At 72.3% G+C, this 15,907-nt stretch carries 16 protein-coding genes; 5 read left to right on the top strand and 11 right to left on the bottom strand.

Going from position 1 to position 15,907, the window contains the following annotated elements; translation table 11 throughout:
* Positions 1-33: 33 nt before the first annotated feature.
* Positions 34-999 carry a helix-turn-helix domain-containing protein gene (locus ACIQOE_RS17835; protein ID WP_362179087.1) on the top strand — a complete coding sequence of 322 codons (966 nt, stop codon included), beginning with the start codon at positions 34-36 and terminating at the stop codon, positions 997-999.
* Positions 1,000-1,036: 37 nt separating this feature from the next.
* Here ACIQOE_RS17835 and ACIQOE_RS17830 read toward each other — a convergent pair whose 3' ends face one another.
* From ACIQOE_RS17830 to ACIQOE_RS17785, 10 genes are all read right to left on the bottom strand, one after another.
* On the bottom strand, positions 1,037-2,416 hold the full coding sequence (locus ACIQOE_RS17830; RefSeq protein ID WP_351321717.1) for a cytochrome P450: 1,380 nt from the start codon (positions 2,414-2,416) through the stop codon (positions 1,037-1,039).
* On the bottom strand, positions 2,413-3,498 hold the full coding sequence (gene cyc1, locus ACIQOE_RS17825) for an epi-isozizaene synthase (RefSeq protein WP_351936663.1): 1,086 nt from the start codon (positions 3,496-3,498) through the stop codon (positions 2,413-2,415). Before cyc1 ends, ACIQOE_RS17830 begins: the two co-directional genes overlap by 4 nt.
* Before the next feature lie 294 nt (positions 3,499-3,792).
* The gene (gene def, locus ACIQOE_RS17820; RefSeq protein ID WP_351321715.1) at positions 3,793-4,443 is read right to left on the bottom strand and encodes a peptide deformylase; all 651 of its coding nucleotides are present in this window, start codon (positions 4,441-4,443) and stop codon (positions 3,793-3,795) included.
* Between the two features lie 152 nt (positions 4,444-4,595).
* On the bottom strand, positions 4,596-5,576 hold the full coding sequence (locus ACIQOE_RS17815) for a hypothetical protein (protein ID WP_351322203.1): 981 nt from the start codon (positions 5,574-5,576) through the stop codon (positions 4,596-4,598).
* A 114-nt stretch (positions 5,577-5,690) separates the two neighbouring features.
* Positions 5,691-7,106: an HD-GYP domain-containing protein gene (locus ACIQOE_RS17810; protein WP_399012458.1), complete on the bottom strand. Its 1,416-nt coding sequence runs from the start codon at positions 7,104-7,106 to the stop codon at positions 5,691-5,693.
* A complete protein-coding gene (locus ACIQOE_RS17805) occupies positions 7,007-8,326 on the bottom strand; it encodes an HD-GYP domain-containing protein (protein WP_399012206.1) in 1,320 nt (439 codons plus the stop codon). Before ACIQOE_RS17805 ends, ACIQOE_RS17810 begins: the two co-directional genes overlap by 100 nt.
* A 145-nt stretch (positions 8,327-8,471) precedes the next feature.
* The gene (gene rsrA, locus ACIQOE_RS17800) at positions 8,472-8,792 is read right to left on the bottom strand and encodes a mycothiol system anti-sigma-R factor (RefSeq protein ID WP_351321709.1); all 321 of its coding nucleotides are present in this window, start codon (positions 8,790-8,792) and stop codon (positions 8,472-8,474) included.
* Entirely contained in the window at positions 8,789-9,472 is a 684-nt protein-coding gene (sigR, locus tag ACIQOE_RS17795) for an RNA polymerase sigma factor SigR (RefSeq protein WP_351936678.1), read from the bottom strand. The genes rsrA and sigR overlap by 4 nt, the downstream gene beginning before the upstream one ends.
* A 256-nt stretch (positions 9,473-9,728) precedes the next feature.
* The gene (locus ACIQOE_RS17790; RefSeq protein ID WP_399012209.1) at positions 9,729-10,361 is read right to left on the bottom strand and encodes an alpha/beta family hydrolase; all 633 of its coding nucleotides are present in this window, start codon (positions 10,359-10,361) and stop codon (positions 9,729-9,731) included.
* A 39-nt stretch (positions 10,362-10,400) separates the two neighbouring features.
* A complete protein-coding gene (locus ACIQOE_RS17785; protein WP_365556582.1) occupies positions 10,401-11,216 on the bottom strand; it encodes an SOS response-associated peptidase in 816 nt (271 codons plus the stop codon).
* 203 nt (positions 11,217-11,419) lie between these two features.
* Here ACIQOE_RS17785 and ACIQOE_RS17780 point away from each other — a divergent pair, with 203 nt between their 5' ends.
* The 4 genes from ACIQOE_RS17780 to ACIQOE_RS17765 all read left to right on the top strand — a co-directional run bounded on the left by ACIQOE_RS17780 (position 11,420) and on the right by ACIQOE_RS17765 (position 15,075).
* Positions 11,420-12,133 carry a M50 family metallopeptidase gene (locus ACIQOE_RS17780; RefSeq protein WP_351321701.1) on the top strand — a complete coding sequence of 238 codons (714 nt, stop codon included), beginning with the start codon at positions 11,420-11,422 and terminating at the stop codon, positions 12,131-12,133.
* Positions 12,134-12,300: 167 nt separating this feature from the next.
* The gene (gene aroA, locus ACIQOE_RS17775) at positions 12,301-13,653 is read left to right on the top strand and encodes a 3-phosphoshikimate 1-carboxyvinyltransferase (protein WP_362643848.1); all 1,353 of its coding nucleotides are present in this window, start codon (positions 12,301-12,303) and stop codon (positions 13,651-13,653) included.
* Between the two features lie 11 nt (positions 13,654-13,664).
* Positions 13,665-14,675 carry a ribosome small subunit-dependent GTPase A gene (gene rsgA, locus ACIQOE_RS17770; RefSeq protein ID WP_351321697.1) on the top strand — a complete coding sequence of 337 codons (1,011 nt, stop codon included), beginning with the start codon at positions 13,665-13,667 and terminating at the stop codon, positions 14,673-14,675.
* 76 nt (positions 14,676-14,751) lie between these two features.
* Entirely contained in the window at positions 14,752-15,075 is a 324-nt protein-coding gene (locus ACIQOE_RS17765) for a multidrug efflux SMR transporter (protein WP_351321695.1), read from the top strand.
* A gap of 112 nt (positions 15,076-15,187) precedes the next feature.
* Here ACIQOE_RS17765 and ACIQOE_RS17760 read toward each other — a convergent pair whose 3' ends face one another.
* The gene (locus tag ACIQOE_RS17760) at positions 15,188-15,793 is read right to left on the bottom strand and encodes a helix-turn-helix domain-containing protein (RefSeq protein ID WP_351321693.1); all 606 of its coding nucleotides are present in this window, start codon (positions 15,791-15,793) and stop codon (positions 15,188-15,190) included.
* Positions 15,794-15,907: the final 114 nt, after the last annotated feature.

Genomic DNA, 15,907 nt, shown 5'->3' with positions numbered 1-15,907 from the left:
GAATTACTGCCATCGGCGAGGCACACTGGCAGCATGCTGACGAACGTGGCCGCGGTGCTCCTGGACGGTGTGCATCCCTTCGAGCTCGGAGTGGTGTGCGAGGTCTTCGGCCTCGACCGCTCCGACGAGGGGCTGCCGGTGTACGACTTCGCGGTGGTCTCGGCGGAGGGGCCGTCGCTCGCCACGCATGTGCCGGGCCTGACGGTCGCCACGCCCTTCGGCCTGGACCGGCTGGAGGAGGCGGACCTGATCGCGGTGCCGGCGGCCGACTCCAACGTCGACCGGGAGTACCCGCCCGAGCTGCTCGACGCGCTGCGCCGGGCCGTGGACCGGGGCGCCCGGGTGCTCAGCGTCTGCTCCGGCGTCTTCGTGCTGGGCGCGGCCGGACTGCTGGAGGGCCGCCGGTGCGCCGTGCACTGGCGGCACGCCCGGCTGCTGGCCCGCCGTTACCCGCGCACCCGGGTCGAACCGGACGTGCTGTACGTCGACGAGGACCCGGTGATCACCTCGGCGGGCACCGCGGCCGGCATCGACGCCTGCCTGCACATCGTCCGCAAGGAACAGGGCCCCGAGGTCGCCCGGAAGATCGCCCGGCGGATGGTGGTGCCCCCGCACCGGGACGGCGGACAGGCCCAGTACATCGAGCGCCCGCTGCCCGAGGGCCCCTGCGACACCGTCGGCGAGGTGCTGGCCTGGATGGCGGAGCACCTCGACGAGGAGGTCACCGTCGAGCAGCTGGCCGCCCGCGCCCTGATGGCCCCGCGCACCTTCGCCCGACGCTTCCAGCAGGAGACCGGCACCACGCCATACCGCTGGATCCTGCGGCAACGGGTGCTGCTGGCGCAGGAGTTGCTGGAGGGCACCGACGAGACGATGGACGCCGTCGCGGGCCGCGCGGGCTTCGGCACGGCGGCCGCGCTGCGGCACCAGTTCGTGAAGGAGCTGGGCACCACGCCGAACGCCTACCGGCGCGCGTTCCGGGGCCCGCAGGCCGCCTGAGCGCGCGCCGGTATCAGGACTCGCCGCCGGGGGCAGGTCACCAGGGCACGGGCGTGAGCAGCAGCCGCTGCGGGCGCAGGGTGATGCCCACCCGGGTGGAGTCATCGGACCCGGGGACCTGTTCGAAGCGGTACCGGGCGCACAACGCCGCTGTGATGAGGCTCAGTTGGGTCATGGAGAAGTGGTCGCTCGGGCACTTGCGGTTGCCGACGCTGAAGGGGCTCATGGCGTACTTCGGCACGTCCTGGGCCCGCTCCGGAAGCCAGCGGTCCGGGTCGAAGTCGAGGTGCGCGTCGTAGGAGCGGGCGTCGCGCTGGATGGCGTAGGGGCTGTAGACGATGTCGGCGCCCGCCGGAATGCGATAGCCGCCCAGCTCGGTGTCGGCCTTGGCGCGGCGCGTCAATATCCATACGGCGGGCCGCAAACGCATCGCTTCGACGACGACATTGTTGGTGTGCGCGAGCCGCCGAACGTGCTCGAATCCAACCGGTCGACCTCCTGTCACGGATTCGACCTCGGCGCGCACCTTCTCGGCCTGTTCCGGGTGTTCGGCGAGGACCTGGAGCAGCCACATGATCGTGGAAGCCACAGTTTCGCTGCCGGGTGTCAGTATCGCGACGACCTGGTCGTGGATCTCCTGTTCCCCGATGGGCTCGCCATTCTCGTCCTTCGCCGCGAGCAATGCTGTCAGCAAATCGTCCGGCTTTTGACCAGATGCCCGGCGCTCGGCGACGATCTCGTCGACGAGGAGATGCAAATCGGCCAGGGCCCGGTTGAATTCGCGGTTGGCCGGCAACGGCAGCCGGTACAGCGGACCGAGTGGTACGACCATCCGCCGGTACATACCGCGGAAGACGCTCGAGAGGTCGACGCTCAGCCGCTCCGCGCGCTCGTCCATGTACTCGCCGCGCAGCAGGCACCGGGCGGCGATGCGGACCGCGACCCGGAAGGACTCCGAGGTGCAGTCGACGGTGTCGCCGGGCTGCCAGCGCCCGGTCAGCGCGTGCGCCTCCTCCTCCATGATCGGGCCGTAGTCGGGGATCGCGGCGAGGTTGAACGCGGGCTGGATGGTGCGGCGCTGGCGGCGGTGGCGGGGCCCGTTGGCGGTGGCCACGCCCTCCTTGCCGAGCAGTCCCTCCAGGGACTCCCAGAGCGGGCCGGCGATGATGAAGTCGGGGTTGAGGGCGAGGGCCCCGGTGAGCGCCGGGGTGGTGACGGCGTACACCTCCTTGGGGCCGAGGCGCAGGCGCACCAGGTCGCCGTCGGCGCGCAGCCGGGACATGAAGGCCAGCGGGTCGCGGGCCAGCCGCCAGCCGTGGCCGAGCATCGGGACACCGCCGCCGGCGAGGGGCGGTTCGCGCAGTTCACCGTGTTCGGAAGCCTCCGCGGTCGCGGGCTTCACGGACTCGACGGTCATTTCTCACCTGCCGCTTCGTTGTTGACGTACGGGGGCGTGGACCGGTCGTCCCAGCTGTCGACCATGTACCGGCCGGATTCGTGGTGGAACCAGTAGACGGAGCTGAACCAGTTCCGCATATTGGCCACGCAGGCCAGGACCGCGGCACCGAGTTCCTTTCCGCGCACGGTGCCGTCGTCGAGCTGTTCGGCGAATCGGTGAGCGGTCCGCTCGGCGGCCAGGAATTCGGTGATGCATTCCTCGACGCGTCGCCTGACTTCTTCGACCGCCTTTTCAAGGCTCATTCCCTCGTGGGTGACGAGGGAGATTCCGAGATTGTGCACCTCGTCGCCCGCTATTTCCTTCGGAAGCGAGCAGAGGTCGTTGTACCAGGCGGCGAATTCCTGGCTGAGCAGGGCCGGCCTGCGGTATGCCGGATTCTTGCGCACGGCGTCCGGGAGTTCGGTCCCCGCGCTCGGCTCCAGGAGGTCCGTCCATATCCAGTGGGCGAAGGTGAGGCGCCGCAGCGCGAGGTATTCCTCGACCTGCGGGACGTATCCCGTGGTGCGGTTGCGGTACTCGCGGTCGTAGGCCTCGATCACCTCGTGGAAATGCCGGGCGAACCGCTGGTTCCAGGTGTCCGGCAGAAACGCGTACAGCCGCGCCACGCTGTCCGCGAACCCCGCGACCAGGGTGTCCGGGTGGTGCAGGTGGTGCAGCGGAGCATCGAGGGCCGTGTGCAGGCGGAACCGCAGCCTTCGCCAGTCGGCCGCCCGGCCGTGCACGACGTCACGGTCGTGCCGGTCGTCCCAGACGAAGAACCAGGCGCTGTAGTCGCATATCGCCTGGATCACCTCGTCGGAGGCGCCCAGGTAGTACCCGGCCATGAGGTCCGTGTAGCAAAGGCCGTCGGCATATTCACGCACCTTGTCGGCAGGCATCAAGCGTTTTTCCAGCAGCCAGAGGCGGGTCTTCTCCTGGAGCTGTGGCCAATACGGATGCAGGCGCCGAGGAAACCCGTCCTCGATCACGGGCAGGGCGAGTTGTGGTGGAACCGCGATCGCCGTCGGCGTCGATGTGGTGCTGTGTGAGAAAGCGTGCACGAACATACCCCTCTCAGCCGCCAGGTACGCACACCCCTCCCGCTGTGCCGGGCGTGCGCCGTTGCGTATCCCCGCACTTCCCATTCAGCACCACAACTGACCGATCTGGGAACGGATTTGCTTCTTTCACTACCCCCCAGTGCCGAGAATCTCCCCTTGTGTGACTGATTAGGGTTCGCTAGGGGCGCACAAAGGATCGAATGTACGACGGACAGGCGAACGAGTCCGACCGGACATGACGAACGCCTGGCCGGAGACCCTCCCGACCAGGCGTCACCACTGCCCTCGTCCGTCTCAGTCGTTGGCGACCACGGGGTAGCGGGGCTCGTTCTCGGCCATCTGCCGCAGCGCGTCCTTGCGCTCACGCTTGGAGAGCCGGTCGATGTAGAGGTACCCGTACAGGTGGTCCGTCTCGTGCTGCAAACACCGAGCGAAGTAGCCGGTGCCGCGCACCTTGATCGGGTTGCCCTGCTCGTCCTGGCCGGTGACCTCGGCGTAGTCGGGGCGGGCGAGCTGCGCGTAGGCGGTGGGCACCGACAGGCAGCCCTCGTTGCTGTCGTCCAGGCGCCGCTTGTCCGCCGGCAGGTCGACCAGCTTCGGGTTGCACACCACACCGACGTGCCGGGCGCCCTCGTCGTCCTGGCAGTCGTAGACGAAGACCTTCAGGTCGACGCCGATCTGGTTGGCGGCGAGGCCGACGCCCTCGGCGGTCCGCTGGCTGGCGAACATGTCGGCGACCAGCTGCGCCAGCTCGTCGCCGAACTCGGTGACGTCCTTGCACTCCTTGTGCAGCACCGGGTTGCCGACGACGGTGATGGGCCGCGAGGTCCCCCGCGCACGCCAGGCGTTCTCGCGCTCCTCGGTTCCCTCGGTGTCGACGACGAACCCGTCGTCGTCCACGGGGAGCACGCCCGCGTGCTGCTGATCGGTGTCCTGCTGCGCCATGACCGACGTAAGCCTTCCTGGATGTAACAAGGGGGATGTTGCTGATACAGGGTACGGGGAGCGCCCCGCCAGGGGCGCGGGACTGCATCTGATGTCGGCTGCCGCCGCGTGGGCGCGATCAGCCCCCACCCGGGCGTACCCGGAAGGCGGCCTCAGCAGACCTCTTCAAGGTCCCGCCAGTCCCGGGAGTCCGGGCTGTCCGCGACCCACCCGTCCAGCAACCCCCTGACCAGCGGGGCCGGCGCGGCCACTCCGCACTCCCGCTCCGGCACCCACAGCTGCCCGTCCGTCCGGTGGCCGAGCGGTCCCGGATGCCCCGGCTCGCTGTGGTCGTGGGGGTCGAGGTGCACTCCGTCGCCCTCGTCGGACGGCATCCGCGACTCGGAGCACATCCGGCACAGCAGCCGCACCGAGGAGGACCAGTCCTCCGCGGCGAACCCGGCGTCCCCGGCCAGCTGCTCCAGCGCGTCCCGGTCCGCCTCGGTCGCCGCCTCCAGCAGCACCACCCAGGTCGGCACCGGCGACGGCGCCCACAGCTCGATCTCGTCGAAGACGGGGTACGCGTGCCCGGTCGCCGTGGTCCGCTCGCCGTGCGGGACCCCGTCGTGCAGTACGACCTCGCCCCAGCGCCGCCCGGACGACGGCAGCGGGATCGACTGCACCTCGATGCGGGCCGGGTCAAGGCGCCGGCCCCAGACCACCTCGGCCTCCCCTTCCGGGGACAGCCGTACGGCGGCGCTGCCCAGGTCCATGCCGTCCGGCTCGCCGGAGACGGTGGCACCGCCGGGCACCCGCAGCCCGTAGGCCTGCCAGGCCCGCCGGGCCAGCGGCCAGTCCTGGAGGGCGGTCGCGGCGATCCCGACGTTCCACCAGTCCGGCGCCCCGGCCTCCCGGTCCAGGAGCGCCACCGCCCGCAGTCCGGCGGCCCGCGCCTGCTCCCAGTCGTGCCGGAACTTGTGCAGCAGGGCGAGGTTGAACCAGGACTCGGAGAGCCAGGGTTCCAGGTCGGCGGCGCGTGTCAGCAGTTCGCCCGCGTCCTCGTACCGGCCGTCGCCGATCAGCGTGAACGCACGGTCGGTGGCCTGCCGCCAGGAGGCGGAGGGCCGGTGCCGTCCCTTGCCGAAGATCCTCACGATTCCCGCCTGCCAGTTCCATTTCCGCACAGTGGGCTGGCTTGTGCCCCCGGACATCACCCTCTCCCTCGCATCCAACCACGGACGGGTGGAGGGCCGCTCATTACCCATGGGTTACCCAGCCGCGCGCAGGGTCAGACAGTCTCTGGAGAGCACGCGCGCCAAGGACTCCACGACCTCGGGAGCGTAGTCCCCCGCGGTGGCCAGCCGTAACTCCTCGAGCGCCGTCAACGGCCCGCCGGGCCCCGAGTCCCGGGCCTTCTCCTCGTACGCGTTGACGACCCGGACGATGCGCGCGGCGAGCGGCTGCTCCCGGTAGGGGTCGGCCTGCCGCTCCACGACCACGGCGACCGCCCCGGCCACTCCGGTCTGCCGCACGACGGCTCCGCCGAGCAGGGCGATCCGGCGCTGCTCGGCCGGCGGCAGGACGGCCGTGGCCCCGGCCGGCACCGGGTCGACCAGGCTCAGCTGGCCGATGTCGTGCATCAGCGCCGCGTACTCCAGCACGGTGAGCTCGGCGCCGGACAGTCCCAGGTCACGCCCGACGGCCCGGCTCAGCACGGCCACCCGCCGGGCATGGCCGGCCGGGGTGTACCCCGCGATCTCGGTGGCCCGGGCCAGGGAGGCGATGGTCTGCCGGTAGGTGGTCCGCACGGCCGCGTACCGGCGCAGCGCGAGCTGGGTGAGCAGGAGGGGCAGGCAGAAGACGGGCAGCGCCCACAGGCCGACGACGGCCACGGCCAGGGCCATGACCGCGCCGGTGGCGCAGACGGCGGACCCGATGCCGAGCAGTCCGCGCAGTTCGTCGCGGAGCAGCGGCCCGAAAGGCCAGCCGGTCCGCGAGCGCGCCTGCGCGGCGGCGAGCACGGCGTCGCACAGCGCGGTGAGCACCAGCAGCGCGATCAGCAGCAGCGCATACGCCGGTCCGCTCCAGTGCTTCAACACGCCCCTGCTGTAGAGGGGTTGGAAGCAGACGGCGGCGAAGCCGACGGTGAGCGCGCGGCGGGCGAGACGGTCGAGCGTGGGCCGGCGGCCGTCGGCGATGTGGGACACGCTGCCGAGCAGCGAGGCCGCGCAGACCACGGTGACGACCTGGAAGGCCCCGTCGTGCGTGGCGGCCCCGCCGTCGGCGCCCAGCAGCGCGTAGGCGAGTCCTCCTGCGGCCGCGAGCGGGGCGTCCTCCCGGGCCGCGACGCCGGTGCGCCGGCTCAGCTCGCCGACGGCGACGAGTCCTCCGAAGGCGAGCGCGATCCGCCGGTCGGCCAGCCCCTCCCAGAGGGTGCCGGCGAGGCAGCCGAGGGCGAGCAGGAGCGCGGCGGCCCGGATGCCGGCGAGGACGGCGGGGACCCGCTCCGGCTCCCGGAGGTCCGGGAGCGCTCCGGTGGTCCCGGCGGCGGTCCGCGCCGGGGCGAGCGAGGGGTCGTGGGTCGTCATGGGGTGCCCCGGCCGACGCTCTGGGCCGCGCCGTGCGGACGGCGGACGGCGGACGGGCCGGCCGCGGGGTCGTCGGCGGTCACCGCGGGGTGCCAGCCCTGTCTGGCCAGCGCGCGGTCCAGCGCGTCGACGGCCTCGGTGTCGAACTGGCGGCCCGCGCAGCGCCGTAGCTCCCGCACCGCCGCCGCGACCGGCCGGGCGCGGCTGTAGGAGCGGGTCGAGGTCATCGCGTCGAAGGCGTCGGCGACGGCCACCACGCGGGCGGACTGCGGGATCTGACTGCCGGCCAGGCCGTAGGGGTAGCCGCTGCCGTCGATGCGCTCGTGGTGGTGGAGGATCGCCGCCCGTGCCTCGCCGAGGAAGGAGATCCCGCGCACCATCTCGTGGCCGTACTCGGGGTGGAGCTGGATGATCCGCCGTTCCTCGGGGGTGAGCGGTCCGTCCTTGCGCAGCAGCCGGGTCGGGACGCCGAGCTTCCCCACGTCGTGCAGGATCCCGGCGAAGCGGAGCACCTCCACCCGCTCGTCGTCCAGGCCCAGCTCGCGCGCGATCATCACGGAGGCCTGCCCGACGCGTTCGCTGTGCCCGCGGGTGTAGCCGTCCTTGATGTCGACGGCCTGCACGAGCGCGCGGATGGTGGCCTGGTGGGCGGCCCGTTCCCGGTGGTACTGGGCGAAGGCCCACCAGGAGACGCACATCGGCAGGAGCACGAGCAGCGCGGCGACGGGACCGAAGGGGCTGCGCCACAGCACGGCCATCATCAGGCCGGCCAGCCCGTGCACCCCGATCGGCGCGAGGGAGCGGGAGAGCAGCCCCCGCCAGGCCCGGCGTGCCGGTACGCGCTCGGCGAGGGCGAGGATCCCGCCGTCCAGCAGGGCGAGGACCCCGCAGAACGCCAGCACCGCCGCCGCGCACGGCAGCAGCGCGTAGGGAAAGTCGCACCCCGCCACGGAGTCCCGGCCGCCCAGGGCCCGGTGGACCTGTCCCGCGCTCCACACGGCGAGAGTCAGTTCGGCGGCCCGCCAGATCCGCCGGAGGGTGCGCGGGCGCTGCTCGACGTGCGAGAGGAGCGCGCCCGGCAGGGCCACCAGCGCGGCGGCGGACGGCGGCAGCAGGAACGCGCCGGCGAGCAGCACCGGGTAGAACGTGCCGTCGAACCGCCGTCGTACGACGTGCTCGCAGGACGCGTACAGCGCGGCCAGCAGGGCCACCGCCCACCACGTCGTCCGCAGGCCGGGCAGCGGGAGCAGGCAGCACACGGCGCCGAGGGCGGCGCACGTCACGTACGCGCGCGCCCGTGCCGGTACCGCCTCCATCGCGCCCTCCCCCGACCATGCCTGTCCAGGCTCCGGAGCCTAGGCGGCGGCCGGAGGGTCCGGGGGTGATGAGCGGAGGATTAGCACATTCGGGTGACGGACCACCGGTGGCGGAACCGTCCGGCGAGGCGCGCCGGGTGCGCGCTCAGCGCTCCTGCGGGGCGACCGGAGCGGGCTCGGCGGCCGTGACGTCGTGCTCCGGGACGGCCTGGCCTGAGCGGATCAGGTCCAGCCGGCCCAGGACCTTGGCCCGCAGGTCGGTGGGCACGTCGTCATGGCCGCAGCACCGCTTGACCAGCTTCTTCACGGCCTCCTCCAGCCCGTACTTCTCCAGGCAGGGGGAGCACTCGTCGAAGTGCTGCTTGAACTTGACGCGATCGACGTCCGGCACCTCGCTGTCGAGGAACTCGTACAGATGATCGAGTACCTCACTGCAGTCCGTCTCGTGCGGCTCTCCGCAGCTCATGAGCCCGAGCCTTTCGCTTCGTTCGACTCTCCGGCGCCGGCCGGGACGAGTCCGCGCTCACGCGCGTAGTCCTCCAGCATGCCGCGCAGTTGACGGCGGCCCCGGTGCAGCCGGGACATCACCGTACCGATGGGTGTCCCCATGATGTCCGCGATCTCCTTGTACGCAAAGCCCTCTACGTCGGCGAGGTAGACGGCGATGCGGAATTCCTCGGGGATCGCCTGCAGCGCTTCCTTCACGTCCGAGTCGGGCAGGTGGTCGAGCGCCTGCGACTCCGCGGAGCGCAGACCGGTCGACATGTGCGACTCGGCACGGGCGAGCTGCCAGTCCTCGATCTCCTCGGCCGCGGAGCGCTGGGGTTCGCGCTGCTTCTTGCGGTACGAGTTGATGAAGGTGTTGGTGAGAATGCGGTACAGCCACGCCTTGAGGTTGGTGCCCTCACGGAACTGGTGGAAGGACGCGTACGCCTTGGCGTAGGTCTCCTGCACCAGGTCCTCGGCGTCGGCCGGGTTGCGTGTCATGCGCAGCGCGGCCGAGTACATCTGGTCGAGGAACTCCAGCGCGTCCCGCTCGAAGCGCGCGGTGCGCTCCGAGGTCGACTCCGCGCTCGTGCCCTGGCCCTCGGGCAGCTCCGCCTGGCCGTCGTCGGTCCCTGCGTCGGTACCGGTGACCGGACCCACCTCCTCAAGATCCAGGGCGGGACCGAAACCGATCCCACTCGACTCGGAGGATAGAACACGACCCGTGCCTGCCGCCGCTCGAATGGGAGCGGTCTTGGCCGCGTGCAGCACTGTCCAGTCCAGGTCAGCGCTGCTGCTGCGGCTCGGGCATACGGTCGAACCCATGCGGCGGACTTCCTCTCCTTCGGCGTCGGCGCTGGTGCCCCAGCACTTCTGTCCGCCTCAACAGTGGTCCGCCGCGCAACATTCCCGGGCGTCACCCGAGTGACGCGGCCCATGCGACGACCGCGTCCGTGATGATGGTCACTGCCCCTTCCGGCGTGATGTCTGCCCTTTTGGGCACGGCGAAGCCGTGATCGGCGTCCGGCACCTCGACGAGGGTGTATCCGCCGTCCGGGAACTCGGCCGGCTTCCCGAACGGGTCCTTCCCGCCCTGCACGACGAGCGTGGGCACCCCGGCCCCCAGCAGTTCCTCCGCCCGTGACTTCTCGGGCCTGCCGGGCGGGTGCAGCGGGAAGCTCAGCGCGAGGACGGCCGCTGCGCCCAGCTCCCGCGCGGTACGGCAGGCGACCCGGGCGCCGGCGCTGCGGCCGCCCGACACCACCGGCAGGCCCGGTGCGGCGAGCGCGGGCCACACGCCCCGCCAGCCCGCATCGAGCGTCCTGGGCGCCGGGGCGACCTTCCGGCCGGCCACCCGCCAGGGCTGTTCGACGAGGGCCACGCTCACGCCGTGGCCGGGCAGGGCCGCGGCGAGCGCCCGGAGGTCCCGCGCCTCGACTCCGCCGCCCGCCCCGTGGCCCAGCGCGAGCACCAGCCGGGCCCGCCGAGCCTCGTGCCAGGTGACGCGGGCGTCCCCCGCCTCCGTACCGACGATCTTCGAATGGGTCACGGGAGAAGGGTAGAAGCCGCGGGGCCGGAAGCGGGCGGGCTAGAAGAGCGTGCTCTCCTCGGGCGCGGCCAGTTCCGTCAGCAGCTCGGGGCCGTTGTTGCGGACGTTGCTGACGGCCGTGGCGACCGGATAGGCGCGCATCAGGCCCTCCGGCGGCGGGGCGAGCAGCGAGCGCAGGTCCTCGGCGTCGGTGCGGGCCGGGTCGAGCCAGGCGTCCCAGCGGTCCGGGGTGAGCATCAGCGGCATCCGGGGGTGGATGTCGGACAGCGACCGCGGGCCCTCGGCGGGCGCCACCGCCAGCGGCGAGGTCTCCGCCTCCGTGGTGATCACCGAGCAGGTGACCCACCAGGCCAGCGGGTGCTCGTCGGGCAGCGTCCGGTCGCGCCAGAACTCGTACAGTCCGGCCATGGCGAACACCGAGCCGTCGGCGGGGAGCACGAAGTACGGCTGCTTGCGCGGCCGCTTCTTCTTTCCCTCCACTTCGAGCTCCCGCTCGTCCTTGGCGGTGACCCACTCGTAGTAGCCGTCGGCGGGCAGGATGCAGCGGCGGGTGGCGAAGGCGCGGCGGTACGACGGCTTCTCGTGCACGGTCTCGGCACGCGCGTTGATCATCCGGGCGCCGCCCTCGGGCGACTTGGCCCAGGACGGCACCAACCCCCACTTGAGCCTGCGCAGCTGACGGACCGGCCGCCTGTCGTCGGCGTCCTTGAGCGGCCGGTCGAGGACGGCGTAGACCTCCTTGGTGGGGGCCACGTTGTAGTCGGGCTCCAGAGTCTCCTCGGGCTCCCACTTCTCGACCTCGAAGATCTGGGCCAGGTCCTCGGGCCCACGACTCGACGCGTACCGTCCGCACATCTTCACAACCCTACATTTCACTCCCAGGACTGAAGCCGGGACGGCGGAACAGGACTGAGGACGGGACGGCTGGACCCGCGCCGGACCGCCGGCCGGGCCGGTGCCGGGGACGGCGGCCCGTTCCCGTCCGTTGTCATCCCGTCCGCACATGCATACGTGCCACACTGCCGACTCCGTACGACGAGAGGGAACGACCGCAGACCATGGACACCAGCACAGCGACCTCTCTCTGGGACGAGCTGACCGGCTCCCAGCCCGACCCGGACCTGTGGGTGGTGGTCGCCACGCTCGCCGCCGCGGCCGCCGTGGTGGTCCCGCACTCCGTGTGGCGGATAGCCCGCAACACGATCACGATCGCCCACGAGGGCGGCCACGGCCTGGTCGCCCTGCTCACCGGCCGCCGGCTGACCGGCATCCGGCTGCACTCCGACACCAGCGGCCTGACGGTCAGCCGGGGCAAGCCGCACGGCCTGGGCATGATCCTCACCGCGGCGGCCGGCTACACCGCGCCGCCGCTCCTGGGCCTGGGCGGCGCGGCCCTGCTCGGCGCCGGCCGCATCACCCTGCTCCTGTGGGTCGCGACGGCCCTGCTCATCGCGATGCTGGTGATGATCCGCAACGCGTACGGCGTCCTGACGGTGTTCCTGACGGGCGGCCTGTTCCTGCTGGTGTCCTGGCTGGCGGGGCCGCAGGTGCAGGCGGCCTTCGCCTACGCGGTGGTCTGGTTCCTGCTGCTCGGCGGGGTGCGCCCCGCCTTCGAACTCCAGGCGAAGCGCTCCCGCGGCGGTGCCGGCGACTCGGACGCGGACCAGCTGGCGCGGCTGACCCATCTCCCGGCGGGCGTCTGGCTGTTCCTCTTCCACACGGTCTCGCTGTGCTCGCTGATCGGCGGCGGCCGCTGGCTGCTCGGCGTGTGAGCGGAGCGGCTCGGCGCACACCGGCCGGGCCGGCCCGGCAGGCCCCGGGGCGGTGCCGGCCCGCAGCCGTGCCGAGCGGACCCGGCGAACCCTCCACCGTCCCGCACCCGCCGGGCGGCCCGTCCCGCGGAGCGCCCGGCACCCCGGCCGCGCACTAAAGTGACCCCATGGCCGCAAACCCCACCGCACCTACCGCCCTCTGGCCCGCCCCGCACGCGCGCGGAGCCGTCGACGCGACGGTTCACGTGCCCGGGTCCAAGTCGGTCACCAACCGCGCCCTGGTCCTCGCCGCCCTCGCCTCCGAACCCGGCTGGCTGCGCCGCCCGCTCCGTTCCCGCGACACCCTGCTGATGGCCGGCGCCCTGCGCGCGATGGGCGTCGGCATCGAGGAGACGGTGTCCTCCAGTTCCTCCGGCGCGGGCGGCACCGAGGGCTGCGGCGAGGCCTGGCGGGTGATCCCCGCGGGGCTCCGCGGGCCCGCCACCGTCGACGTCGGCAACGCGGGCACGGTGATGCGTTTCCTCCCGCCCGTCGCCACCCTCGCGGCCGGCGACATCCGCTTCGACGGCGACCCCCGTTCCTACGAGCGCCCCCTGCACGGCGTGATCGACGCCCTGCGCGTCCTCGGCGCCCGGATCGACGACGACGGCCGGGGCGCGCTCCCGCTGACGGTGCACGGCGGCGGCGCCCTGGAGGGCGGTCCGGTGTCGATCGACGCCTCGTCCTCCTCGCAGTTCGTGTCGGCCCTGCTGCTCTCCGGGCCGCGGTTCAACCAGGGCGTGGAGGTCCGCCACGTCGGTGCCTCGCTCCCCTCGCTGCCGCACATCCGGATGACCGTCGACATGCTGCGCGCGGTCGGCGCCCAGGTGGACACCCCGGAGTCGGGCGGTGAGCCGAACGTCTGGCGGGTCACCCCGGGCGCCCTGCTCGGCCGGGACCTGACCGTCGAGCCGGACCTCTCCAACGCCCAGCCGTTCCTGGCCGCGGCGCTGGTGACGGGCGGCAGGGTGCTGATCCCGGACTGGCCGTCGCGCACCACCCAGCCGGGTGACCGGCTGCGCGAGATCTTCACCGAGATGGGCGGTTCCTGCGAACTGACCGACCACGGCCTGGAGTTCAGCGGTTCCGGCCGGATCCACGGCATCGACGTCGACCTCGGTGACGTCGGCGAGCTGACTCCGGGCATCGCGGCGGTCGCCGCGCTCGCCGACTCCCCCTCGACCCTGCGGGGCGTGTCCCATCTCCGCCTCCACGAGACGGACCGGCTGGCCGCGCTCACCAAGGAGATCAACGAGCTGGGCGGCGACGTCACCGAGACCGCCGACGGCCTGCACATCCGCCCGCGCGCGCTGCACGGCGGCGTCTTCCACACCTACGAGGACCACCGCATGGCCACCGCCGGTGCGATCATCGGCCTGGCCGTGGAGGACGTGCGGATCGAGAACGTGGCGACCACGGCGAAGACCCTGCCGGACTTCCCCGACCTGTGGACCGGGATGCTCGGGAGCGACGGGGCCTAGGGGCGTACGACATGCGCCGCTACGGCAAGCACACCGACGAGGACGACATCCGCCAGCGTCCCAACCGCAAGGGCACCCGGCCGCGTACCCACATCCGCCCGGCCCACGAGGACGCGGCGGAGGGCATGGTCCTCACCGTCGACCGGGGCCGGCTGACCTGCCTGGTCGAGGACCGGACGGTCCTGGCGATGAAGGCCCGCGAGCTGGGCCGCAAGGCCGCGGTGGTGGGCGACCGGGTGGCCCTGGTCGGTGACCTGTCCGGCAAGAAGGACACCCTGGCCCGGATCGTGCGCATCGAGAGCAGGACGTCGGTGCTGCGCCGCACCGCCGACGACGACGATCCGTTCGAGCGGGTGGTCGTCGCCAACGCCGACCAGCTGGCGATCGTCACGGCCCTGGCCGACCCGGAGCCGCGCCCGCGCCTCATCGACCGCTGCCTGGTGGCGGCCTTCGACGGCGGTCTCACGCCGCTGCTGGTCATGACCAAGTCGGACCTGGCCCCGCCGGACAAGCTCCTCGAACTCTACGGCGACCTGCAGATCCCCTACGTGGTCACGAGCCGCGAGGAACTGGAGACGGGGGACGCGGCCCGGGTGGTCCAGGAACACCTGGACGGCAAGGTCACGGCGTTCGTCGGCCACTCCGGCGTCGGCAAGACGACCCTGGTGAACGCCCTCGTCCCCGAGGACCTGCGGCGCACCACGGGTCATGTGAACGCGGTGACCGGCCGCGGCCGCCACACCACGACCTCGGCCCTGGCCCTGCCGCTCACCGGCGACGACGGCTGGGTCGTCGACACCCCGGGCGTCCGCTCCTTCGGGCTGGCGCACATCGACCCGTCCCGGGTGATCCACGCCTTCCCGGACCTGGAGCCCGGCACCGAGAACTGCCCGCGCGCGTGCAGTCACGACGAGCCGGACTGCGCACTGGACGCGTGGGTCGCCGACGGTCACGCGGACCCCGCCCGCCTGTACTCCCTGCGCCGTCTCCTGGCGACACGCGAGCGCAAGGAAGGCGACTGACCACCGCGTTGTTTGTGCTGACCCGAGTTCGGTAAGTGCATAATCGCACCGAGCTGGACTTACGGGAGGACGGCACATGGCGTGGCTGCTGGTGATCGTGGCCGGAATTCTGGAGACCGGCTTCGCCGTCTGCCTCAAGCTCTCCCACGGCTTCACGCGCCTGTGGCCGACGATCGCGTTCGCGTCCTTCGCCCTGGGCAGCTTCGGCCTGCTGACCCTGTCCCTGAAGAAGCTGGACGTGGGCCCGGCGTACGCGGTGTGGACCGGCATCGGAGCGGCCGGCACGGCGATCTACGGCATGATCTTCCTGGGCGACCTGGTGTCCACCCTGAAGATCATCTCCATCAGCCTGGTGATCGCGGGCGTGATCGGCCTCCAGCTGTCGGGCTCCGCCCACTGACCCGCCTCCGGAGAAGAGCGCACCGCACCGGCTGACCCCGCCTCCGGAGAGGGTGCACCGCACCGGCTGACCCCGCCTCCGGAGAAGGTGCACCGCACCGGCCGCCGTGAGCTCACACCGGCTGTCGCGAAAGCACCCCCCGCACCAGCTCCGCCACCCCGCCCTCGCCCGGTGGCGCGGCCACGCACGACAGCGCCAGCCGGACCACCAGTTCGCAGGACCGGGCCAGCTCGCCGTTCCCCCGCGCCGCGCCGCCGCCCGCCAGCACGACCACCGCGCGGTCCCGCACGAGCTGCACGAAGTCCCCCGGGGAGGGCAACGGGCCGTCCGCCCTCCGCTGCGCCGGCACCGCCGAGGAGGACGGCACCGCGGTCAGCGCCGGCGTCGGCAGCCGCTCGCTCCAGCAGCCCGTCAGCATCGCCCGTACCAGCACGTTCTCCCGTGCCGCCGCGGCCGTCCACTCGGCCGTCGCCGTCAGCCGCTCGCGTGCCTCGGTGTGGCTGACCAGCGCCCGCTCCACCCCCGCGAGGTACCCGTCGGCCTCCCGGCGCACCAGCGCCCTGGCCAGGCCTTCCTTGCTGCCGAACTCGTTGTACAGCGTCTGCCGGGACACCCCGGCCGCCGCGGCCACGTCGACCATCCGCACGGCGGCCCACGGGCGTCGGGCGAGCGCCGTGTAGGCGGCGTCCAGCAGGGATTCCCGGGCTGCAGGCATCATCGCCTCCTGGGGCGGACGGCTCTGCGCTCAGATTTGACGCGTACGAACCCACTGTCAAGGGTTCGCGAAGGTGCCGGGGGGCGCCCTTCGGCCAACACGCGCGGGCGCCCCCGG

Source organism: Streptomyces sp. NPDC091282, assembly GCF_044757385.1.
In the GTDB taxonomy this organism is placed as follows: Bacteria; Actinomycetota; Actinomycetes; order Streptomycetales; family Streptomycetaceae; genus Streptomyces; species Streptomyces gramineus.
Note: the sequence above shows the minus strand (reverse complement) of the source record. Positions and strands in the feature narration are given on the sequence as shown.

Bases quoted from the DNA above. Each gene is read 5' to 3' on its own strand.
- ACIQOE_RS17835 (WP_362179087.1), top strand. From the start codon at position 34: ATGCTGACGAACGTGGCCGCGGTGCTCCTGGACGGTGTGCATCCCTTC.
- ACIQOE_RS17830 (WP_351321717.1), bottom strand. From the start codon at position 2,416: ATGACCGTCGAGTCCGTGAAGCCCGCGACCGCGGAGGCTTCCGAACAC.
- def (WP_351321715.1), bottom strand. From the start codon at position 4,443: ATGGCGCAGCAGGACACCGATCAGCAGCACGCGGGCGTGCTCCCCGTG.
- ACIQOE_RS17805 (WP_399012206.1), bottom strand. From the start codon at position 8,326: ATGGAGGCGGTACCGGCACGGGCGCGCGCGTACGTGACGTGCGCCGCC.
- rsrA (WP_351321709.1), bottom strand. From the start codon at position 8,792: ATGAGCTGCGGAGAGCCGCACGAGACGGACTGCAGTGAGGTACTCGAT.
- ACIQOE_RS17785 (WP_365556582.1), bottom strand. From the start codon at position 11,216: ATGTGCGGACGGTACGCGTCGAGTCGTGGGCCCGAGGACCTGGCCCAG.
- ACIQOE_RS17780 (WP_351321701.1), top strand. From the start codon at position 11,420: ATGGACACCAGCACAGCGACCTCTCTCTGGGACGAGCTGACCGGCTCC.
- aroA (WP_362643848.1), top strand. From the start codon at position 12,301: ATGGCCGCAAACCCCACCGCACCTACCGCCCTCTGGCCCGCCCCGCAC.
- rsgA (WP_351321697.1), top strand. From the start codon at position 13,665: ATGCGCCGCTACGGCAAGCACACCGACGAGGACGACATCCGCCAGCGT.
- ACIQOE_RS17765 (WP_351321695.1), top strand. From the start codon at position 14,752: ATGGCGTGGCTGCTGGTGATCGTGGCCGGAATTCTGGAGACCGGCTTC.
- ACIQOE_RS17760 (WP_351321693.1), bottom strand. From the start codon at position 15,793: ATGATGCCTGCAGCCCGGGAATCCCTGCTGGACGCCGCCTACACGGCG.